Below are 20,439 nucleotides of genomic sequence, written 5' to 3'. Positions count from 1 at the left end.
AGTGAGATACCTTCTTTTTAATCTTTCTTCAATCTTCGTGCTATACCATTCCCTAATGACTGTAATCCTTGAACGAGGATAATCAAAATAAAGACTGTTGCATACATTACTTCAGGTTCGTAGCGTAAATGCCCGAATCGATATGCTAAATCACCAAGGCCGCCAGCACCTACAAGTCCAGCCATTGCTGTTGCACCGATTAAGCCGATCGTTGCGATTGTTAATCCAAGTACGAGAGACGGGCGAGCTTCTTTAATCATAACGTGCCAAATGATTTTTAAAGTAGAGACTCCCATTGCTTGATATGCTTCAATGACACCACGGTCCACTTCTAATAAAGCAGTTTCCATTAAACGGGCAATGTAAGGGGCTGTGAAGACAACAAGTGGTACGATAACACCTTGTACGCCAATGGACGTTCCCATTAGAAACTTTGTAAAAGGTAAAATGAAGAATAATAGAATGATAAATGGAAGAGAACGAATGATATTAATAACTGTATTAAGAATAGGATAGATAATTTTATTTTCTCGCTGTCCACCAGGTCTCGTTAAAACAAGTGTGACGCCGAGTGGTAATGCAATAAGAATAGAGATAAGTAGTGAAATAGATGTCATTTGAAAGGTTTGAATTGTTGCTTCCCATATTACGTTACCCCACTCATCCAAAAAGGACTTGTTTCCCATAATCTGTTCTACCTCCTTCTACGATAATTCCTTGTTCTTGTAAAAATGATAAGGCACGGTGTACTTCACTTTTTTCACCTTGCATATGAACGACCAGTTTCCCATATGCCTCATGTTTTAACTGCGTAATATTGCCTGATAAAATATTAGGATATACGTGGAAACGTTTTGTAGCGACAGCTAACGCTGGTTCTCCTGAAGCGGTTCCTATAAATGAAAGTGTTACGATTTCCCCGGTGCTTTGTAGTTCTTTCTGTACCTCTTCTGGAATTTTAGCTGCAAACGCGCTATTTACAAATTTCTTCGTTGTTACATGTTGTGGATCTGTAAAAATGTCCTTCACTGTTCCACTTTCAACGACAGATCCATGTTCCATTACAGCAACTTGGTCACAAATACGCTGGATGACATTCATTTCGTGTGTAATTAGCAAAATCGTAATTCCGATTTCTTCGTTGATCTTTAATAATAAATCAAGAATAGAATCGGTCGTTTCCGGATCTAATGCGCTCGTTGCTTCATCACTTAATAAAACTTCTGGCTCATGAGATAGTGCGCGAGCGATTGCTACACGTTGTTTTTGACCACCAGATAATTCACTTGGATAGGCATCTTTTTTATTAAAGAGATCAACAATGCGTAAATACTTTTCTACCCTTTTTGCAATTTCATTTTTGGGAAGACCAGATAGGCGTAAGGGTAGTGCGATGTTTTCATAAACGGTAACGGTTTTAAGTAAATTGAATCCTTGAAAAATCATGCCGATTTTTTGTCTCGCTTTTGCGAGTTCTTTCGTCGATAAGGTTGTTAAATCTTGTTCGTTTATAATGATATTTCCTGTCGTTGGTTTTTCTAATAAATTTACACAACGAATTAATGTACTTTTACCAGCGCCGCTATATCCGATGATTCCAAATACTTCACCCTTTTTTACTTTAAGGGAAGTTGGTTTAAGGGCCTCAACATTCCCTTTTTTTGTTGAAAATACTTTGGAGATGTTTTTTAATTCAATCATTATAGTCAGCTCCTACCAAGACGGTAAAACAGAACCATCGAATTTTTTCTCAATGAAATCTTTTACTTCTTTAGATTGATAAGCTTTCTTTAATTTATTTACAACAGCATCATCTTTATTTTCAGTACGAACAACGACCCAGTTCACATATGGTGAATCTTTTCCCTCGCGGAAAATAGAATCTTTTGCTGGACTTAATTTTGCACCTAATGCAAAGTTTGTATTAATCGCAGCTGCCTTCACTTCACTTAGCTGCGTTGGTAATTGAGATGCCTCTAATTCAACAATCTTTAAATTTTTCGGATTTTCAATTACATCTTTTGCAGTCGCTTTTTCTGTAGCTTTTGGATCAACTTTTAAAACACCTGCTTTTTCAAATAGCTTTAAAGCACGCAACTCATTTGTTGGGTCATTTGGGACAGCAATTGCGTCGCCCTCTTTTAATTCTTTTACATCTTTTAAGTTTTTAGAGTATATACCCATAGGGAATGTTACTGTGGAAAATACTTCAGTTAATTTCATATTACGTTCAGCTTTAAATACGTCTAAATAAGATTTTGTTTGGTAGCTATTTACATCGAGGCTTTTTTCATCTAAAGATACGTTTGGTGCTACATAATCATTAAATACCTTTATATCGATTTGGAGGCCATCTTTTGCTGCAACTTCTTTCACCTTTTCAAAAATTTGTTCATGCGGTCCGCCTGTTACACCAACTGTAATCTTTTTCTCATCTAATGCTTTTACCTCTTTATCCGAATTAGCACCACATGCGCCTAACAATAATACAGCTCCACTTACAATACTTAATAATATCTTTTTCATCTATAATTCCCCCTTAATATACGTTCCAAAATAAAAAGCACCTCTCAAAAATAAGAGAGGTGCCGAATAGACGAAATAGGTTCCTCTCTTATCTTCCAAAACGAAAATCGTTCTGCAGGAATTAGCACCTTAGCTTATACGTTATAAGCTCGGTTGCCGGGCATCATCGGGCCAGTCCCTCCGCCACTCTTGATAAGAGTATGTGTATGTAGTTTTTAAATATGGTACTAATAGTAAATCTTACAAAAGGAATTGTCAATGTTATTTTCTGAATATATTTTATTTTAAGGTAATCGAAACATTGCCTTTCTTATGTCCCATCTCTACATACGTATGAGCTTCTGAAACTTCTTCCAATCGGTAAGTTCTATCAATAACAGGTTTTAGCTTTTCTGTTTCAGCTAGTTGTTTTAATAGGTTCATATCGTCTTTACTGACCTTTGCCATTGTTCCATTAACAGATACGTATTTTCCATTAGGCGTTAACGCTCTTTCACAAAGGGATTTTTTATACTTTCCAACTGCATCAAATATAATATCGTAGCGTTCGCCTCGTTCAGCAAAATCTTCTTTCATATAATCAATTACGTTATCAGCCCCTAAAGATTGCACTAGCTCAAAATTTGAATTACTACAAACAGCTGTAACAGTCGCGCCGAAATATTTAGCAAGTTGTACAGCGGCAGTACCTACTGATCCGGAAGCGCCATATATAAGTACTTGCTGTCCTTTTTTTATGTGTCCTTTTCTCAAAAAATGTAATGCTGAAGTTCCGCCGAAAGGAATAACTGCAGCTTCATCATACGTCACATTGGTAGGTTTTAATGCTATCAATCCGCTTTCATGTACACATGTGTATTCAGCATAACCACCAACGTTAAGTCCTGTTAATGCAAAGATGTGATCCCCCTTTTTGAATTGAGTTACATCTGTTCCTACTTCCTCAATTTCACCAGATAACTCTACACCGAGTATAGGCTTTCTCGGTTTCCTAAAACCTAATACAATTCGCATAGGAATCCAAAATAAAAGGGGACTAGTAAAGCTTCGCATTCTACAATCTCCAGTTGTTACACTTGTTGCGTGAATCTTAACTAACACTTCATTCTTTTTAGGAGTGGGTTTCTTTACGTCTTGAAGCTTGAGAACGTTAGGTGGCCCGTATTTTGTGCAAATAATTGCTTTCATAGCGACCTCCTGAATTAAGTTATTTTCCTCTACATCATATTTAAATATTTTTTAAATCATGCTTATAGTTTCACTTCATAATAAGTAAAAGAAAGCTAGTTCTTTTTTACAGTGTAGTATTTTCCTTTTAAGAAAGTAGGTACAATAAGAATAGAGAGAAGTACTAGTGAGATTAGAATTTCAAACGAGGAGAGTGCCATTTGGAAAAAAGAAAGATAGTAGTTGTTATTGTAGCGTATACAGTGTTGCTCGCGACTTCTATATATACATACAAAGAGCAACTGGATCATCCTATTATGAGTGATGTAGGGAAGTTGCTTCCAACGAAAATTAAACGTGTTGAAAATGCTGAGGATGAAAGTTCATTAAAAAAGTTAGTACAAGATGCAACTGTTTCTGGAGAGAAGATTTCTATTGCAGGTATGCAACATAGCCAAGGCGGACAGACGTATTATCCGAACGGTACGATGCTTGATATGAAAGGATATAATGAAATATTAGAATTCGATCCGGAGAAGAAGAGGATTAGGGTGCAAAGTGGTGTCACATGGAATGACATTCAAAAGAAAATCAATCCATATGGTCTTGCAGTTCAAGTGATGCAATCTCAAAATATTTTTACTGTTGGTGGTTCATTAAGTGTAAATGTACATGGGCGTGATATTCGTCATGAAGCATTGATTGATACAGTAGAGTCGTTCAGATTGTTAATGGCAGATGGTACGGTGCGTAATGTAAATAGAGAAGAAAATGCTGACTTGTTTCCGTATGTAATTGGAGGATATGGATTATTTGGTGTGATTTTAGATGTGACGCTACAGTTAACAAACGATGAATTGTATGAAACGGACACGAAGGTACTAGATTATAAAGAATACTCTTCATACTTTAAGAATAAAGTGCGAAGGGACGAGAATATACGTATGCATTTAGCACGTATTTCTGTTGCCCCAAATTCATTTTTAAAAGAAATGTATGTGACAGATTATGTACTGGCAGAAGATCAACAGAAGCTGGGAGAGTACAGCAAATTAAAAGAAGAAAATATTATAGCTGCGCCGAAATTCTTACTTGGGTTATCACGTTATAGTGACTGGGGAAAGGGCGCATTTTGGGATATACAAAGAAGTTATTTTGAACGTACAGATGGTAAGTACGAAACTCGAAATAACGTAATGAGATCTGATAGTGCTTTTATGGAATACGATAATCCAAACTTGACCGAAGTTTTACAAGAGTACTTTGTACCGATAGATGGTTTTGCAGAGTATATAGATGATTTGCGAAGTGTTTTAAATGAAGAGGAATTAAACCTTCTTAACATCACAATCCGCTATGTAGAAAAGAATGAGAATGCGGTGCTATCTTATGCGAAAGATGATATGTTTGCGCTTGTGCTTCTAATTAATCAAGGGCGTTCTGAAGATGAAATAAAGAAAACAAAAGTGGTCATTCAAAAGATGATTGATGTTACGTTAAAGCATAATGGAAGTTATTATTTACCGTATTATTCTTATCCGGAAAAGGAGCAACTAAAGAAAGCGTATCCTCGCATAGAAGAATTCCTTCAGAAGAAGAAGGAAGTAGACCCAGAGGAAAGGTTTGTGAATTTATTTTATAAGGAGTATAGCAAATGACATATAGAAGATTTGTAGCCTCACAAAGCATTATTATGATGGCGGGTAGTATGGTATTTCCTTTTTATATACTATTGCTTCGAAATGTAGGAAATAGTTTCTCGCAATTTGGCTGGGCGTACGGCTTATTTGCCTTAACTTCAGCTCTAGTATATCCGTTAGTTGGAAGAATCTCTGATAGGGTAGGTGATAGAAAGTTATTAATTATATACGCATGGTCCATGGCTATATTAATGCTTTTTTTCCCTATTGCAACAGAAGTTTGGCATGTATACATTCTCCAAATTTTAATGGGTATTTTAGGTGCTGTGCAGCGCAATACGGAGAAGACGTCGTTAGCACGAAAGGTAGAACAGAAAAAAGCTGGTTATGAAATTGGAAAATATCATGTGTGGACATCGGTTGGAGGAGCAGTAGCTATAATTGCAACTGGTTACCTAGTGGACTTCTTTACGATAGGGACTATTTTTTACATTGCTTCAGTTTTATATGTAGTTAGTGGATTTGTATTAAGCCGCGGTGATAAGTAATTAAAAGTATTTCTATTCCCATTTTTACCTGATTACCCTTTATTTGTTATACTTATGGAGAAGACAAAAGAAAAGGGGACATTGCCTTTGATGAAATTTATAGTTTTAGCTATTCTCACTTTATTTTTGATTCCATGGACTAGAAGCGGTAATAAAATTCGCGCGGTGGATAAAGGAGGAAATGAGAAAGTTGTAAAGGGTAAGAAATCATCTATTTTAGTTATTCCTGTTTTATTTTGGATAGGTATTGCAATCTATGAATATTTCTGGCTAATTGATGATCGAGCAGATTCTATTCTTACTCATTATTCTGTTGCAGTAGCGATTTTAATTGGGCTTGTTTTATTCTCACAAGAGCAGGTAGGGAAATTAGAAGGTACGCTAAAAGGACTTCTAATGTTCGTTTTACTCGCAAGTTACGGCTATTTTGGTTATTTGCACGATATAGTAATCTCGCAAAAGAAATATGATTCGGTCGTGAAGGTAGAGAAAGATATTTCAGAGCCATTTACTGAAAATGACCAACCGTTTACAGTTCCGCCTAAAACAGCGGAGAATAAAATGAAAAAGGTATTTGGTGATATTCCGAAAGTAGCTTATTTTGAGCTAGGGGAATTAACGCCACAAATGGTAAATGGTGAAGCCTTGTATGTAGCACCGATAGAAGTTTCGGGATTTTTTAAAGCACGTAAAGCGGAAACAATTCCAGGTTACGTAACAATGTCAGGTACAAATCCTGATGCGGAAGCGAAATTACATCTTGGATATAAAATGAAGTATGTACCAAGCATGTTTTTCGGTAATAAATTAGAACGTGTCGTTCGAAAAGCAGAGCCAGATTTAGTTTTTAAAGGGAAACCAAAATTTGAAGTTGATGATAAAGGGAAACCGTATTATACAATGACATACGGTGAGTTTATTTCAGGAAGATCAGGGTTTGAAGTAGAAGGCGTTGTCGTTGTTGATGCACAAACAGGTGATGTGAAACGATATGATAAAGGGAATGCACCTAAATTCATTGATGGTGTATTAAATCATGAAACAGCATCTACGTTAAATACGTACTTCGGAAAATATATTCACGGATTTTGGAATACGAAATTCTCACAAACTGACATGAAGATGCCGACTGAGTGGGGGACGAAGGAAGGCGTTACGCCAATCTTCGGGAAGGATGGTAAATTGTATTACTTTACAGACTTTACCTCTCCGAAAGAAGGAGTAGATTCTGCTCTCGGTTACTCATTAGTTGATGCACGTACAGGAAAGTTGTATTACTATAACGGAAAAGAAGTGAAGGGAATTATGGACGGTTCGGCTGCTACAGAAGTAGTGGATAATTCCTTTAAGAGAGAGAAATGGCATGGAACAATGCCGGTTATTTATAACGTATATGGTAAACCTTCTTGGATTGTACCGGTTATTGATGACGGCGGATTAGTACGTGCTCATACTGTCATATATGCTTCTAATGCAAAAGTGTTTGCAACAGGTTCAACGCAAAAAGAAGCACTTGAGAATTATAAAAATGCGCTGAGCGGAAGTGGTGATTCATTTAGACCGACTTCAAATGGGAAAGAAGCGCAAAAAGAAGGTACTGTACAACGTGTGTATAAAGAAAAATCAGGTGAAAATACGATTGTGTACGTACTATTAGAAAACGAGCAAAAAGTATTCATGGTACCGGCGAAGAAATTCCCATATGCAATGTTTACAGAAATAGGAGATCCAATTCAAATCACATATTTAGACACAGGAGAAATGATGGCATCTGTATCTAAATTTACAAATAGTAATTTGAAAAAGTAAAGCGATAGAGATTCTATCGCTTTTTTTTACATTATTAAACAGGAAAATACGGTATACTTGACGTATATTTATGTTGTAACTATAATTGTTACGATTGAGTATTTATATGAAAGGGTGAATGGAAAAAGTGAATGGAGTTAATCACGAAGTATATAAACCTGTAAAGACAAACAGGTTATGGATGATTCTTGTATTAGGGACACTTACGGCAATTGGGCCATTATCTATTGATATGTATTTGCCTTCTTTACCAAAGTTAACGGATGATTTACAAACGGGTGCATCCCTCGCGCAGCTTACATTAACTGCTTGTCTGCTTGGGCTTTCAGTAGGGCAGTTATTTATTGGTTCAATCAGTGACATTTACGGAAGGCGCAAACCTCTTATTATCGCTCTTATTATTTATGTTGCTTCTTCGTTACTTTGTGCTGTTGCACCATCTATTTGGAGTTTAGTGCTTTTACGTTTCTTACAAGGTGCTTCAGGATCTGCTGGTATTGTTATATCACGTGCAATGGTACGCGATATGTATTCAGGTTCTGAAATGACGAAGTTTTTCTCATTACTTATGTTAGTAAACGGGGCAGCACCTATTTTGGCACCGATTATTGGAGGACAATTATTACAGTTCACATCATGGCGCGGCGTCTTTATCGTGCTTGGAGCAATTAGTGTATTCATGCTAATATCAGCTACTTTCGTATTACGTGAAACATTACCTCCTGAAGAAAGAGAGACAGGTGGATTATCAGGAACGCTGGCAACATACGGAAAGCTTTTGAAAGATCGTTTATTTATGGGATATGCATTGTCGCAAGGGTTAGTAACAGCTGCAATGTTTGCTTATATTTCTGGTTCACCGTTCGTGTTGCAAAATATATACGGGGCATCACCACAACAGTTTAGTTTGTTCTTTGCAATTAACGGTATTGGTATTATTATTGCTAGCCAAGTTACTGGCCGCTTAGCGGGGAAAGTTAATGAGAAAACTTTATTTGTTGCTGGTATTATTATTGCGGCTGTTGGCGGTCTATCATTACTACTTACAATCGCACTTGGAATAGGGCTAATCGGTGTTTTATGCTCGCTATTTCTTGTTGTATCAAGTGTTGGGGTTGTATCAACAACCGGCTTCTCGTTAGCGATGAGAAATCAAAAACAAGCAGCAGGAACAGCATCAGCTTTACTAGGTTTATTACAGTTCATTTCAGGAGCACTTGTTGCACCATTAGTAGGTATTGGCGGAAGCAATACCGCATTACCGATGGGGGTTGTGATAGCGCTTTGTGAAATTGGTGCTGTGTTATGTTATCTATTTATGGCCAGAAGAAGTGAGAAGCAGTTTGAACTGCAACAAAGACAAAATTTAGAGGCTTAATTCATAAAAAGAGCTGATTCAAACATGTTTTGAATCAGCTCTTTTTTCATTTCTTTGAAATAACTCATACAGCGTTGTAAGGTGATGCAAAAGTTATTTGCATAAAGTGACGATACTGTGACAAAAATGTAGGTATGTATATTAAGGTATCGTCTTAAGTGTAAAAAGTAAGGCGTTCTCGGTATAATAACAAGTGGAGATAAAAGAAACTATAATGAGTAATAGCTGTAGATAAAAGGAGAATAAGAGATGAAGAAGGTTTTCGGTATTGCTATGCTTGGGGGTATGCTCCTTCTAGCGGGATGTAATGGAAATAAAGACACGAAAGAACCAAAAGAAAAGGTAGAGCAATCTACTGAGCAAACAGAAGATATGAAAGTATATAACGAGTTACATGAAAAGTATGATGTGAAGATGAACAAAGAAATTAATAAAACGTTACAGTTATTTGAAGTGGCAAAAGAAAAGGGCGGTAAGGAAATAACTAATGCTAAATATAAAGAAGACGTGCGAATGGTAACAACGGGCATGTTAGAAGATATTGATCATATGCGTAAAGAAATTCGTGTGCCGAAGTCGAAAGAGGACGAACATGAACTATATGTTGGTTTCTTAAATGAATCAGAACAAGCAATGAAAAAATTGCAGAAGTTAGCAGCAGAAGAAGACTCATCGTTGATTCGTGATATAGAAATTCATTTTTCAACAGCATCAACATATTATAAACGCTTTCAAACAGAGGCGAAAAAATAACCTTGCGCATGCGCAAGGTTATTTTTTTTCTTACCATCTCCGTCTTCATCCTCGGATACTAATATCTTCTGTTCTTCGTGAAATTCTGAAATTGTTTGTCCAGTAATATTATCGAATGGAGTGTAAAAAGAAGTGATGCTTTTCTTTTTAATGAAGAGTTTATAGAAGCCGATGATGACGAGTATGACGATTGTTAATGGCAATCCTATAGTAGCCAGAAGTAGTGGATCCATTTTATAACTCCTTGAAAGTAATTAATTTTATTATAAGCTAAAGTAGTGATTTTAAGAAATAACACCATCAAAAACTGATTTTTCTAAATATATCCAATTAGATTGATTTTTCATTTTTTCAGAATTATAATTCAAAATATACAATTTGAACCAAATAATAATATAGCAATTTACTTATCCAGAGAGGTAGAGGGACTGGCCCTATGACACCTCAGCAGCGGGTTCTGTAATAGAACACCGTGCTAATTCCAGCAAGCAAGTCTTGAAAGATAAGTGATGGGCATAGTTTTATTAAGCCTTGATCTTATTTTTTAAGATCAAGGCTTTTTGTGTTTTAAGAAGTAGAGAAGGAGTAATGGCAATAAATATGTCAATAAAACAAAGTAAATTCATTTGTTTAGGGGGTTATTGAAGTGTATGTTATTAAAAAACTATCGGTTATGGTATTCACGCTATGGGTCATTACGACAGTAACATTTTTAATTATGCATATTATTCCAGGTGATCCGTTTTCATCAGATGCGAAAATCTTTCCTGAAGAAGTAATACAAAACATGAGAGCGAAGTATCACCTTGATGAACCGTTATGGAATCAATATGTTGCTTATTTGGATGGGGTAGTTCATTTTGATTTTGGTGAATCTGTTCAATCGACAGGTCAAGGTGTATCGGAAATTATAACAACTGGTTTTGGACCGTCGGCAATTATTGGTTTACAAGCACTTGTTATTTCATTGTTAGTCGGAATTGCCGCAGGTACATTTGCCGCGCTATATCATGGGAAAATGATTGATTATAGTGTGAGCTTGCTTGCGATTCTCGGTATTTCTATTCCTAGTTTTATTTTAGCACCACTATTTATACAAGTATTCGCCATCCAATTTGAATTACTACCAGTGGCGTCTTGGGGAACATTTGAGCATACTGTATTACCCTCCTTCGCATTAGCGTTAGGACCAATCGCAGTTATTACAAGATTTGTTCGCTCTAATATGATTGAAGTTTTGCAGAGTGATTATATTAAGCTAGCGAGAGCGAAAGGTATACCAATTAAGAAAATCATTATAAGACATGCTCTTCGAAATGCGATTGTTCCAGTACTTACATTTGTTGGCCCATTAATGGCTGGACTTTTAACAGGGACTTTCGTTATTGAAAAAATCTTTTCAATTCCTGGTTTAGGAAAATATTTTGTAGACAGTATTTTCAACCGAGATTATCCGGTGATTATGGGAACAACCATTTTCTATAGTGCGCTATTAATTGTATGTATTTTTATTACAGATATCATTCATCGTATTGTTGATCCGCGCATTCGTTCTATTACGTAAGGAGGGTGATGTTTAAATGGGGGCTTATGACATTAATGACCAGTTATTAACGAATGAAGAGAAAAAAGAATTAACGATAAATAAAGATCAGCAAACGATTAGCCGGAAAAAGGAAGTGTTTCGCAAGTTTATATCAAACCCTATAGCAGTTTTAGGGGCAGTGACGTTATTACTAATTATTGTTTTCTCGCTTATTGGCGAAAGTTTAACGCCATTTACTGCGAGTGAACAAGTAAAAGAAGCAACTAATTTACCGCCTAGTAGTGAGCATTGGTTCGGAACAGACGATTTAGGGAGAGATATTTGGGCGCGTACTTGGGCTGGTGGGAAAATTTCATTAACAGTTGGATTGGTAGCAGCAGCTCTTGATATAGGGCTTGGTGTACTTATCGGTGGCTTTAGTGGATATGTGAGAGGACGTAATCGTCTTGGAACGTTAATTGATGAGTGGATTATAAGAGGGATTGAAGTGTTATACGGTATCCCATATTTACTGATTGTTATTTTACTACTAATCATTATGAAACCAGGACTTTTTACAATTATTATAGCTCTTGCGTTAACGGGATGGATTGGCATGGCACGTCTCATTCGAGCGCAAGTACTTTCATTGAAACAAAGAGAATTTGTTATTGCAGCAGAGCGATTAGGTACACCTCATATGAAAATTATATACGGACATTTAATTCCAAACTTAACAGGGATTATTATCGTAAATTTATCATTTACAATTCCAGCAGCTATTTTCTCAGAATCATTTTTAAGTTTTATCGGACTTGGAGTACAATCACCAGCAGCGAGCTGGGGCACGATGACAAACGATGCACTCGGGACATTACTAAGCGGAGAGTGGTGGCAACTTTTCTTCCCGGCAATCATGATTGCACTCATCATGTTCGCATTTAATGCGATTGGTGATGGTTTGCAAGATGCGATTGATCCRAAAATCGTAAAACGTAATCGAAAGGAGAAAAAACATGGCACAAATCTTATCTTTAGAAAACGTAACGTTGGCCGTTGAAAAAGAGAATAGTAAGCAAGCAATTGTGAAGCATGTTTCCTTTTCTATTAACGAAGGTGAAATAGTTGCACTTGTCGGAGAAAGTGGTTCAGGGAAAAGTGTTACAGCACAATCAATTATCGGCTTAAATCAAGAATCGATTCATATTGATGATGGAAATATATCTTTCCAATCAAAGGAATTAACGGATTTACAAGAATCAGAATGGAATCAAATTCGCGGGAAAGATATTTCCTTTATCTTTCAGGACCCGCTTTCATCTTTAAATCCGACGATGAGGGTGGGAAGACAAATTACAGAAGTAATTGTGCAGCATGAAAAGAAATCGAAAAAAGAGGCAAAAGAAATTGCAATTAACTTACTAAATGATTTAGGGATACATGAAGCAGAGAAACGCTTTGAACAATACCCGTATCAGTTGAGTGGGGGGATGAGGCAGCGTATTTGTTTAGCAATTGCATTTGCTTGTCACCCGAAGCTCGTTATTGCAGATGAACCTACAACAGCATTAGATGTAACGATTCAAGAGCAAATTATGGAGTTGTTAAAAGAAAGAAAGGAAAAACAAAATACGAGTATTTTATTAATTACACATGATTTGGCACTTGTACGTGAAGTAGCTGACCGAGTAGTAGTTATGTACGGGGGACGTGTTGTTGAAAAAGGAACGATTCAAGAAGTAATTGGCTCACCTAAGCACCCTTACACAAAAAGTTTATTGCAAGCAATTCCGAATATGGATGATTCAGAAAAGGTACTTAGAGCAATTGAGGGAACAACGCCTTCAATTGAAACGTTAAATAGTTTTGGATGCCCGTTTGTGAATCGTTGTCCTGTAGCGATAAAAGAATGTATTCATCGCTTCCCAGAGAGAACAACATATTCTGAGGAGCATAGTTCACATTGCTGGCAGCATATTCTGGAGCATAATAAAGCGAAACCAAAAGAGAGGGTGAATGCCTCATGACGACAGATTTAATTACTGTAAAGCAAGTAACGAAAACGTATGGAAGTAAAAATAAAGAAATCGTAGCGTTAAAAGGTATATCACTTTCTATCCCAAAAGGAACAACGCTTGGCATTATTGGAGAAAGTGGTTCTGGAAAGACAACACTTGGTAAGCTCATAGCTGGGATCGAGCGTCCAACGTCTGGTGAAATTGATTATAACGGTCAAGTTGTTCACAAGCTGAAGTCAGCTCATAAGCGGGATTTCTTGCAGAAAGTACAGTTCATTTTTCAAGATTCCACAGCTGCATTAAATCCGCGCTGGAAAGTACGCGATATTGTAACAGAAGGCTATATTTCATTCGGTTTAGGCGATAAAGGATTGAAAGATAAAGTCGCAGGTGATGCACTAGAGCGTGTTGGATTAGATAGACGATATATTGATCGTTATCCCCACGAATTTAGCGGTGGACAACGTCAACGTATTGCCATTGCAAGAGCGCTATTATGTGAGCCAGAAGTATTAATCCTTGATGAACCAATTTCAGCATTAGATGTTTCACTGCAAATCCAAATTATACATTTGCTGCAAAAGATTCAAAAGGAACAAGGCTATACATATTTATTTATCGCACATGATTTACCGATGGTTCACTATTTATGTGAAAAAGTGGCTGTCTTATACAAAGGAGAACTTGTTGAATTTGGATATACGGACGAAGTATTCCGTAATCCACAACATTCTTATACAAAAACATTATTAGCATCAACACCAAAAATTTCAGGTTAAAGGAGAATGTAGGATGAAGAAGTTTTTATTATTTGTCATTATGACTGTTTTAGCGATCACTTCTGTTGCTTGCGGTAAGAAAGAGACGCAAAAGGCGAGTGCTGGTAAGGGAGACGGGGATCGATTAGTAACGAATATTAGCAGTGATCCGTATACGCTTGATTCTGCCATTGCGACAGATACTACTTCGAGATATGTAATTGGGAACTTATTTTCAAGTTTATATACTGAGGATAACAATGGGAAAATCCATAATGAGTTAGCGGATAAAGAAGAAGTAAATGCTGATGGGACTGAATATACAATTCATCTAAAGAAAGATATTAAATGGTCAGATGGTTCTCCTATTACAGCAAATGATTTTGAGTTTGCATGGAAGCGATTATTAAATCCGAAAACGGGTTCTATGAATGCGACAGAAATGTATTTTATTAAAGGTGCAGAGGTATATAATACTGGAAAAGGTGAAGAGGGACAAGTTGGGATTCAAGTGGTTAATCCTCAAACGTTAAAAGTAACACTTGAATATCCAGTTGCTTCTTTCAAACAAAAGTTAGCAAGTTCATTATTTATTCCATTATCTAAAAAATCAATTGATGATAATAATAAATTAAAAACAGACCCAAAAGAGTTAATTACGAACGGACCATTCACGTTAAAAGAATGGAAGCATAACCAAGCAATTACAGTACAAAAAAATAAAGAATACTATGATAAAAAGGTAACATTAAAAGAAATTGAGTTTCGTATTATTCCAGACTCTAAAACAGCGTATCAATTATTTAAATCAAAAGAATTAGATTTATTAAGTGGTTTACCACAAGAGATGATTGAGAAAGAAAAAGGAAATAAAGAATATAAGCGTGTTGCAGGATTCTCATCTTATATTTATTCGTTTAACGTAGAAAAAGAGCCGTTTACAAATGCAAAAGTACGTAAAGCATTTTCATTAGCGGTTGATCGTAAGTTTATCGTTGAAAAACTGTATAAAAATAATGCACAAGAAGCATATGCTTTTGTTCCAGAAGGGGCAAAAACACAAGGCGGCCGTGATTTCCGTAAAGAAAAAGGCGATTACGTAAAATTTGATCCAGCGGAAGCGAAAAAATTATTAGAAGAAGGCATGAAAGAGCAAGGATGGTCTACATTACCTGAAGTAACATTAAAATTCACTACAGATACACAACATAAAAAAGTAGCAGAAGCAATGCAAGAAATGTTTAAGAAAAACCTTGGTGTAGATATTAAATTAGAAAATAAAGAGTGGAAGAGTTACATCGACACATACAAGCAAAGTGATTTCCAATTAGCTTATATGGGGTGGGGAGGTTCTAACTTAGACCCTAGTGCCCGTTTAGAATTATATGCAGGTGATGGTCCGAGTAACTATGCGAAGTGGTACAATAAAGAATTTGATAATTTAATTAATCAAGCAAAAACAGAACAAGATGAAAATAAACGTTTTGATATATTGCATAAAGCAGAAGACATTATGTTTGATGAAACACCATTGATCCCAATTATTTTCCCAAGTGCTTCGTATTTACAAAAATCATCAGTATCTGGCGTCCAATTCATTATTGATTCTAGTCCAGAACTAAGATACGTAAAAATTAAAAAATAAAGAAGTAGGCAATCGCCTACTTCTTTATTTTATTTCTTTCTTATATTCTTTTTTCGTTCCATCAGAGAAGATAACTTCTAAAGCGAATTTTTGATAGTCTTTATCAAGTTTGAATACATTTACTACTTGATCAATTACTTCTTGGTCAGGAGTATCTTTATCAAATTTCAACTCTTGTAGAAGTGGGCTTAATTTTGTAATAGCCTCGTCGCCTGTTAATTTTACATCTGCGTTATGGTCTTCAACTTTTGCTTCCATTTTTTTATCGGCTGCTACATTTTTATAATCAGCTTCGTAGTCTTTCTTCGTATCCTGATAGTCCGCTTTTAAATCGAATTCATTGAAGTTTAGCTTTAAATCAGCAGGAGCCTCGTTTTTTGCCTCTTCTGTAGTCTTTTTATTAGAAGTTGTGTCTTCTTTTGCAGGAGCTTTACATCCTGTTAATGCAGGTACTAGCATAAGAGCTAATAAAATTGATAGTAAAATTCTCATTATAAATTCCTCCTTATGTAAATTTGTTCTATACAAGTTTTTCCCAAAATCATGTAATTATGTATGTGTTGAAAATAAATTATTTTCTCGTAGCTTCAAGGGTAAATGCGCAATTTGAAGAAGTAGAAAAATAAAAAAGTAAGGAGGAAAAGTATGCTCAAATATGTAAAACTAATGAGTATAAGTCTAGTAGTATCTTCATGTATTAGGGGAATCAACTATTTAATTAGTTACCTTTGGTCAGGGCATATACCTTCTTTGACGTGGAAAACATATTTGATGTTTATGATTATATTTATGATGAGTTTTGGTTCAATACAAAAAGATGGGAAAGAGAATTATTGACAATTATTAGAAAAGTAATATAATCAAAATGTAAGTGATCACTTGCATGAGGAAGAGAGGACTTTATGGCGCGCTCAAAGACAGCAGAAAAAATCATTCAAGCAGCAGTTGAATTAGTGAAAGAAAAAGGATATAAAGCGGCGACAACGAAGGAAATTGCAATGCGTGCGGGTGTCAATGAAGTAACGATATTTCGCAATTTCAAAAGTAAGAAGGGTGTTATTGAAGCCGCAGTTGCTGAATTTTCATATGTACCACATTTAAAACAGTTTTTGCAAACAGAGATTGTATGGGAATTAGAAACGGATTTGAAAAACTTAGCAAGGCATTATCATAAATTTTTGAATGAAGCAAAAGATATTATCTCTATTGGTATACGTGAGGCTGGGGAATTCCCTGAATTAGACGAGGAAATTGCAAAAATACCACAAGGATTAAAAACGGAATTAATGATTTATTTTGCAAAGATGCAGGAACAGGGCAAGATTATTGATACGAATATTGAAGCACAAGTAATGAATTTTATATGGATCAATTTTGGTTATTTCTTATCTAAATTACGATTTGCAAATCGACTGACAGAAATTGATAATGAGAATTTTATTGAGAATAATATCATCTTATATGCTAGGGCATTGAGACCCTAGTATTTATTTGAAATGAAATGCAAGTGTGTACTTGCTTGCCAATTAGGAGATTGAGAAGATGGATACATTAAAACAGTTTTTAAAACGACCGGGTACGTATGTAGGAATGGTAGTTGCATTATCTTTCCAACTTATTTTCTTTTGTGTGTGGTTAACAGCATACGATGGAGTGGATGAACGGGCCGATCAAATGCGTATTGCGATTGTAAATGGGGATGCAAATATAGGTAGTAAAATGGCGGAAGGTTTACAGAAAAATTTACCGTTTCAAGCAGAAAAAGAAACGTCTATGGAAAAGGCCAAAGAGAAAATGAACAATCATGCATACGATATGATTATTGAAATTCCCGCTTCTTTCTCAAAAGATATAAATGAAGCGGGAAAAACAAATTTAAACTTCCACATTAATCAAGCGAATGCCATGATGGCGAAACAAATGATGGAAGGAGCAGCAAAACAAATTCGAGATAATGTAAATAAGGAGATAGCAAGTTATAAAAAACAAGAGATTGTTGGAAAATTACAAGCTGTAGGATATGAAAATGTAGAAGTGATGAAAGGCTTAACAGAAGATTCAATTGGCTTTACCGTTCATAAAGTAAATGATGCAAAAGGATTTTCCGTTAATATGGTACCACTTATGATTGTATTAGCTTCATTTGTAGGAGCAATGATCATGAGTATGGAACTTTCAAAAGTTGCAAAGGAAGTAAAGAACGGTTGGAGTAATTTCGTATCAAGACAAATCATTAACGGTACAGTATCAATTTTACTTGCATGTATTACAATTGGCTTGATGGAAGGATTTCAAATTGAAATGCATGAAACAGTATGGAGGATATTGATGTTTCAAGCAATAGTCTTCTTCGCATTTCTTTCATTAACACAAATGTTCATAACTGTTTTCGGAAATGCAGGTATGATTTTTAATATTATCTCGCTATCGTTACAACTTGTAAGTTCAGGTGTAATCGTACCACATGCAATGCTTTCTAAAACATATCAAACGATCGGTGAATTATTTCCCGCAACATATGCAGCGAATGGTTATTACACAATAATATTTGGTGGAGTTAATTTAGCGGAAAATATTATTTCATTATTACTTATTATACTAGTTACACAATTGGTAGCGGGAATCACTATAGGTATAAAAGGGATAGTAAAGAGGAGAAGTTCTGTAGTTAAAGAAGCATAAAGTAAAAAAGGTATCCTTCGTGGGATACCTTTTTTACTAGCGTTTATTATTTTGCAACTTCTGTCCACTTGTAGTTAAATTCACCGCCGAAGTCAGTTGTTACAAGTCCTTTAATAAATCCGCGTTGTAGGTAAGAACGACCTTGTTGGTATAAAGGAGCAACAGCACCATCTTGTAATAAGATCTTTTCAGCTTGCTTCATTGCTTCCCAGCGTGCTTTTTCATCGCCAGCTAAATCTGTTTTCACTTTATGAATTAGCTCGTCGTACTCTTTGTTAGAGTATTTATCGAAGTTATAAGCACTATCTGTTGTGAATAGATCTAAGAATGTAATAGGATCCGCGAAGTCAGGACCCCAGCCATCGATTCCGATTTCGTAATCACCACTTAATAGTAGTTTTAACTGTTGTTTACGTGGTTGAGGTTTTAAAGTCACTGTTAATCCATCTAGATTCTTTTCTAGTTCACCTTTTAAATATTCGCCAGTTTTCTTAGCTAAAGCATTATCACTTGTTAATAGTTCAATTGTTACTTTGTCAGTACCAAGTTCTTGTTTCGCTTTTTTCCAGTTTTCTTTTGCGGATTTCACATCATCTTTGACTAGATTTCCATTCTCTTTACGGAAGTCATTACCGTCTGGACTTTTTGCGAATTTCGCAGGAACCATTCCTTCTGCTGGGATTGCACCGTTATTTAAAATTGTTTCTACGTACGCTTTTTTATTCATTGCTTCGTTAATAGCGAGGCGTGCATGTTGATTTTTTAATACTGCATTTTTCTGATTTAGTCGTAAGAATTGGATACCGACTTCAGCACGTTCCTTGAAGTTGGTATCGTTCTTATACTTATCAACAAACTCCGCAGTTAAAGCAACGCGATCAATTTGTCCTGAATCATATAAGTTAACTTCTGTAGATTTATCTTTAACGACATTGAAGTTGATTTCTTCTAGTTTTACAGTTTTAGCATCCCAATAGTTAGGGTTCTTCTTCAATTGGAAGCTTTGTTCATGTTTCCAGTTATCTAATGTGAAAGCACCATTGTAAATTAAATGATTTGTTTCTAAACCGTATTTATCGCCTTGAGATTTTAAATAGTCTTCATTAATTGGTAAGAATGTTGAGAATGTCGTTAAGCTTAAGAAGTAGGGAACAGGGCGGTCCAGTTGTACTTCTAAAGTTTTATCGTCAAGAGCTTTAACGCCTAATTGATCGATCGCTGCTTCTTTTTGATTTATTTGTTTCGCATTTTTTATATCAAAGAATAAGAATGCATATTCAGCTGCTGTTTCAGGGTTTACGGCACGTTGCCAAGCGAATACAAAGTCTTTTGCTGTTACAGGAGTACCGTTTGACCATTTTGAATCACGCAGGTGGAATGTATATTTTGTTTTATCGGGACTTACGTCAACCGACTCAGCAACACCAGGAATCGGTTTATTATCTTCTCCCATTGCATATAAACCTTCAAAAACATTTCGCATTACGTTCATGGATTCCCCATCCGTTGCTTTTGCAACATCCATTGTTGGAATTTCTGAAGCAAATGATAAGTTAATCGCTTGTTTATCAAGTGCTTTATCATTCGCTTTTGCTCCGCCTGCATTATCTTTATTTCCCCCGCAAGCAGTTAGTAGTAGACTTGCCCCTAAAACAGATGCAACAACAGGTACAACTTTTTTCTTCATTGTTCTTTCCTCCCTAAATGTGTTGTTCGTAACGCCATAATGTCCATGTCTTGAAGTGTAGCTACAGAAGAGAAAACCTATTATAAATATGTGTATATAGGTAATCAGGTATTCTATATGTATATACATGTTGAACTATAATCTGACGTTATATGTTTCAACTTTGTAGACATTACATTTTGATGGTTAAATATTTCGTCTCTTTGATTATTTAGAATATTAACACTGGAAAGAACTATATGTCAATAATAAAAAGTGGAGTGTTAATTTCTTGGAATAATATATTGAAAAAGCAGATTTCCT

Annotated in this window: 20 protein-coding genes and 2 riboswitches; of the genes, 13 read left to right on the top strand and 7 right to left on the bottom strand. The window is 35.7% G+C overall.

Annotated elements, in window-relative coordinates; all coding sequences use genetic code 11:
* Positions 1 to 17: 17 nt before the first annotated feature.
* The 4 genes from AC1DKZ_RS24595 to AC1DKZ_RS24580 form a co-directional block, all read right to left on the bottom strand.
* On the bottom strand, positions 18 to 686 hold the full coding sequence (locus AC1DKZ_RS24595; RefSeq protein WP_404493373.1) for a methionine ABC transporter permease: 669 nt from the start codon (positions 684 to 686) through the stop codon (positions 18 to 20).
* Positions 661 to 1,701, bottom strand: coding sequence for a methionine ABC transporter ATP-binding protein (locus AC1DKZ_RS24590; protein WP_113938311.1), 1,041 nt, complete (start codon positions 1,699 to 1,701; stop codon positions 661 to 663). Before AC1DKZ_RS24590 ends, AC1DKZ_RS24595 begins: the two co-directional genes overlap by 26 nt.
* Before the next feature lie 12 nt (positions 1,702 to 1,713).
* Positions 1,714 to 2,526, bottom strand: a complete 813-nt coding sequence (locus tag AC1DKZ_RS24585) for a MetQ/NlpA family ABC transporter substrate-binding protein (protein WP_219300657.1) — start codon at positions 2,524 to 2,526, stop codon at positions 1,714 to 1,716.
* Between the two features lie 85 nt (positions 2,527 to 2,611).
* Positions 2,612 to 2,725, bottom strand: a riboswitch (SAM riboswitch).
* Positions 2,726 to 2,805: 80 nt separating this feature from the next.
* Positions 2,806 to 3,714 carry an NAD(P)-dependent alcohol dehydrogenase gene (locus AC1DKZ_RS24580; RefSeq protein ID WP_219300655.1) on the bottom strand — a complete coding sequence of 303 codons (909 nt, stop codon included), beginning with the start codon at positions 3,712 to 3,714 and terminating at the stop codon, positions 2,806 to 2,808.
* A 200-nt stretch (positions 3,715 to 3,914) separates the two neighbouring features.
* Between AC1DKZ_RS24580 and AC1DKZ_RS24575 the strand changes: the two genes are divergently transcribed.
* The 5 genes from AC1DKZ_RS24575 to AC1DKZ_RS24555 all read left to right on the top strand — a co-directional run bounded on the left by AC1DKZ_RS24575 (position 3,915) and on the right by AC1DKZ_RS24555 (position 9,821).
* Positions 3,915 to 5,351 carry an FAD-binding protein gene (locus tag AC1DKZ_RS24575; protein ID WP_476997236.1) on the top strand — a complete coding sequence of 479 codons (1,437 nt, stop codon included), beginning with the start codon at positions 3,915 to 3,917 and terminating at the stop codon, positions 5,349 to 5,351.
* A complete protein-coding gene (locus AC1DKZ_RS24570) occupies positions 5,348 to 5,881 on the top strand; it encodes an MFS transporter (RefSeq protein WP_431183084.1) in 534 nt (177 codons plus the stop codon). The genes AC1DKZ_RS24575 and AC1DKZ_RS24570 overlap by 4 nt, the downstream gene beginning before the upstream one ends.
* Positions 5,882 to 5,971: 90 nt before the next feature.
* Positions 5,972 to 7,690 carry a DUF3981 domain-containing protein gene (locus AC1DKZ_RS24565; RefSeq protein WP_476997241.1) on the top strand — a complete coding sequence of 573 codons (1,719 nt, stop codon included), beginning with the start codon at positions 5,972 to 5,974 and terminating at the stop codon, positions 7,688 to 7,690.
* Between the two features lie 118 nt (positions 7,691 to 7,808).
* Positions 7,809 to 9,068, top strand: coding sequence for a multidrug effflux MFS transporter (locus tag AC1DKZ_RS24560; RefSeq protein ID WP_088038167.1), 1,260 nt, complete (start codon positions 7,809 to 7,811; stop codon positions 9,066 to 9,068).
* A gap of 249 nt (positions 9,069 to 9,317) precedes the next feature.
* Positions 9,318 to 9,821 (top strand): hypothetical protein, encoded by a 504-nt coding sequence (locus AC1DKZ_RS24555; protein WP_012260188.1) that lies wholly within the window; start codon positions 9,318 to 9,320, stop codon positions 9,819 to 9,821.
* On the opposite strand, the gene AC1DKZ_RS24550 is transcribed toward AC1DKZ_RS24555, so the two are convergent.
* Complete coding sequence (locus tag AC1DKZ_RS24550) at positions 9,800 to 10,054, bottom strand: DUF3951 domain-containing protein (RefSeq protein ID WP_476997235.1); 255 nt, start codon at positions 10,052 to 10,054, stop codon at positions 9,800 to 9,802. The genes AC1DKZ_RS24555 and AC1DKZ_RS24550 overlap by 22 nt on opposite strands.
* A 171-nt stretch (positions 10,055 to 10,225) precedes the next feature.
* A riboswitch (SAM riboswitch) is annotated at positions 10,226 to 10,330 on the top strand.
* Between the two features lie 137 nt (positions 10,331 to 10,467).
* On the opposite strand from AC1DKZ_RS24550, the gene AC1DKZ_RS24545 reads away from it, so the two are divergent.
* From AC1DKZ_RS24545 to AC1DKZ_RS24525, 5 genes are read left to right on the top strand one after another with little or no spacing between them, the layout of a single operon-like run.
* Positions 10,468 to 11,385: an ABC transporter permease gene (locus AC1DKZ_RS24545; RefSeq protein ID WP_476997234.1), complete on the top strand. Its 918-nt coding sequence runs from the start codon at positions 10,468 to 10,470 to the stop codon at positions 11,383 to 11,385.
* Between the two features lie 16 nt (positions 11,386 to 11,401).
* Positions 11,402 to 12,406: an ABC transporter permease gene (locus AC1DKZ_RS24540; protein ID WP_404457900.1), complete on the top strand. Its 1,005-nt coding sequence runs from the start codon at positions 11,402 to 11,404 to the stop codon at positions 12,404 to 12,406.
* Positions 12,363 to 13,373, top strand: a complete 1,011-nt coding sequence (locus AC1DKZ_RS24535) for an ABC transporter ATP-binding protein (RefSeq protein WP_476997233.1) — start codon at positions 12,363 to 12,365, stop codon at positions 13,371 to 13,373. Before AC1DKZ_RS24540 ends, AC1DKZ_RS24535 begins: the two co-directional genes overlap by 44 nt.
* The gene (locus AC1DKZ_RS24530; RefSeq protein WP_012260192.1) at positions 13,370 to 14,143 is read left to right on the top strand and encodes an ABC transporter ATP-binding protein; all 774 of its coding nucleotides are present in this window, start codon (positions 13,370 to 13,372) and stop codon (positions 14,141 to 14,143) included. Before AC1DKZ_RS24535 ends, AC1DKZ_RS24530 begins: the two co-directional genes overlap by 4 nt.
* A gap of 13 nt (positions 14,144 to 14,156) precedes the next feature.
* Positions 14,157 to 15,767, top strand: a complete 1,611-nt coding sequence (locus tag AC1DKZ_RS24525; protein ID WP_476997232.1) for a peptide ABC transporter substrate-binding protein — start codon at positions 14,157 to 14,159, stop codon at positions 15,765 to 15,767.
* Positions 15,768 to 15,791: 24 nt separating this feature from the next.
* Here the strand turns inward: AC1DKZ_RS24525 and AC1DKZ_RS24520 are convergent, their stop codons facing one another.
* Entirely contained in the window at positions 15,792 to 16,259 is a 468-nt protein-coding gene (locus tag AC1DKZ_RS24520; RefSeq protein ID WP_476997231.1) for a YusW family protein, read from the bottom strand.
* Between the two features lie 153 nt (positions 16,260 to 16,412).
* Between AC1DKZ_RS24520 and AC1DKZ_RS24515 the strand changes: the two genes are divergently transcribed.
* The 3 genes from AC1DKZ_RS24515 to AC1DKZ_RS24505 all read left to right on the top strand — a co-directional run bounded on the left by AC1DKZ_RS24515 (position 16,413) and on the right by AC1DKZ_RS24505 (position 18,449).
* Positions 16,413 to 16,604, top strand: a complete 192-nt coding sequence (locus tag AC1DKZ_RS24515; RefSeq protein WP_431183088.1) for a hypothetical protein — start codon at positions 16,413 to 16,415, stop codon at positions 16,602 to 16,604.
* Between the two features lie 65 nt (positions 16,605 to 16,669).
* Positions 16,670 to 17,251, top strand: coding sequence for a TetR/AcrR family transcriptional regulator (locus tag AC1DKZ_RS24510; protein ID WP_404457893.1), 582 nt, complete (start codon positions 16,670 to 16,672; stop codon positions 17,249 to 17,251).
* 58 nt (positions 17,252 to 17,309) lie between these two features.
* Positions 17,310 to 18,449 (top strand): YhgE/Pip domain-containing protein, encoded by a 1,140-nt coding sequence (locus tag AC1DKZ_RS24505; RefSeq protein WP_476997230.1) that lies wholly within the window; start codon positions 17,310 to 17,312, stop codon positions 18,447 to 18,449.
* A gap of 46 nt (positions 18,450 to 18,495) precedes the next feature.
* On the opposite strand, the gene AC1DKZ_RS24500 is transcribed toward AC1DKZ_RS24505, so the two are convergent.
* Positions 18,496 to 20,136 carry a peptide ABC transporter substrate-binding protein gene (locus AC1DKZ_RS24500; RefSeq protein ID WP_476997229.1) on the bottom strand — a complete coding sequence of 547 codons (1,641 nt, stop codon included), beginning with the start codon at positions 20,134 to 20,136 and terminating at the stop codon, positions 18,496 to 18,498.
* Between the last annotated feature and the right edge of the window lie 303 nt (positions 20,137 to 20,439).

Source organism: Bacillus sp. 05T21 (assembly GCF_056396785.1).
The sequence above is the reverse complement of the archived record's forward strand: the minus strand, read 5'-3'. Positions and strand labels throughout refer to the sequence as shown.

What these genes read in the sequence shown, in the direction of transcription:
- AC1DKZ_RS24595 (WP_404493373.1), bottom strand. Translation starts at nt 686, where the DNA reads ATGGGAAACAAGTCCTTTTTGGATGAGTGGGGTAACGTAATATGGGAA.
- AC1DKZ_RS24590 (WP_113938311.1), bottom strand. Translation starts at nt 1,701, where the DNA reads ATGATTGAATTAAAAAACATCTCCAAAGTATTTTCAACAAAAAAAGGG.
- AC1DKZ_RS24585 (WP_219300657.1), bottom strand. Translation starts at nt 2,526, where the DNA reads ATGAAAAAGATATTATTAAGTATTGTAAGTGGAGCTGTATTATTGTTA.
- AC1DKZ_RS24580 (WP_219300655.1), bottom strand. Translation starts at nt 3,714, where the DNA reads ATGAAAGCAATTATTTGCACAAAATACGGGCCACCTAACGTTCTCAAG.
- AC1DKZ_RS24570 (WP_431183084.1), top strand. Translation starts at nt 5,348, where the DNA reads ATGACATATAGAAGATTTGTAGCCTCACAAAGCATTATTATGATGGCG.
- AC1DKZ_RS24565 (WP_476997241.1), top strand. Translation starts at nt 5,972, where the DNA reads ATGAAATTTATAGTTTTAGCTATTCTCACTTTATTTTTGATTCCATGG.
- AC1DKZ_RS24560 (WP_088038167.1), top strand. Translation starts at nt 7,809, where the DNA reads ATGGAAAAAGTGAATGGAGTTAATCACGAAGTATATAAACCTGTAAAG.
- AC1DKZ_RS24555 (WP_012260188.1), top strand. Translation starts at nt 9,318, where the DNA reads ATGAAGAAGGTTTTCGGTATTGCTATGCTTGGGGGTATGCTCCTTCTA.
- AC1DKZ_RS24550 (WP_476997235.1), bottom strand. Translation starts at nt 10,054, where the DNA reads ATGGATCCACTACTTCTGGCTACTATAGGATTGCCATTAACAATCGTC.
- AC1DKZ_RS24535 (WP_476997233.1), top strand. Translation starts at nt 12,363, where the DNA reads ATGGCACAAATCTTATCTTTAGAAAACGTAACGTTGGCCGTTGAAAAA.
- AC1DKZ_RS24530 (WP_012260192.1), top strand. Translation starts at nt 13,370, where the DNA reads ATGACGACAGATTTAATTACTGTAAAGCAAGTAACGAAAACGTATGGA.
- AC1DKZ_RS24525 (WP_476997232.1), top strand. Translation starts at nt 14,157, where the DNA reads ATGAAGAAGTTTTTATTATTTGTCATTATGACTGTTTTAGCGATCACT.
- AC1DKZ_RS24520 (WP_476997231.1), bottom strand. Translation starts at nt 16,259, where the DNA reads ATGAGAATTTTACTATCAATTTTATTAGCTCTTATGCTAGTACCTGCA.
- AC1DKZ_RS24515 (WP_431183088.1), top strand. Translation starts at nt 16,413, where the DNA reads ATGCTCAAATATGTAAAACTAATGAGTATAAGTCTAGTAGTATCTTCA.
- AC1DKZ_RS24510 (WP_404457893.1), top strand. Translation starts at nt 16,670, where the DNA reads ATGGCGCGCTCAAAGACAGCAGAAAAAATCATTCAAGCAGCAGTTGAA.
- AC1DKZ_RS24505 (WP_476997230.1), top strand. Translation starts at nt 17,310, where the DNA reads ATGGATACATTAAAACAGTTTTTAAAACGACCGGGTACGTATGTAGGA.
- AC1DKZ_RS24500 (WP_476997229.1), bottom strand. Translation starts at nt 20,136, where the DNA reads ATGAAGAAAAAAGTTGTACCTGTTGTTGCATCTGTTTTAGGGGCAAGT.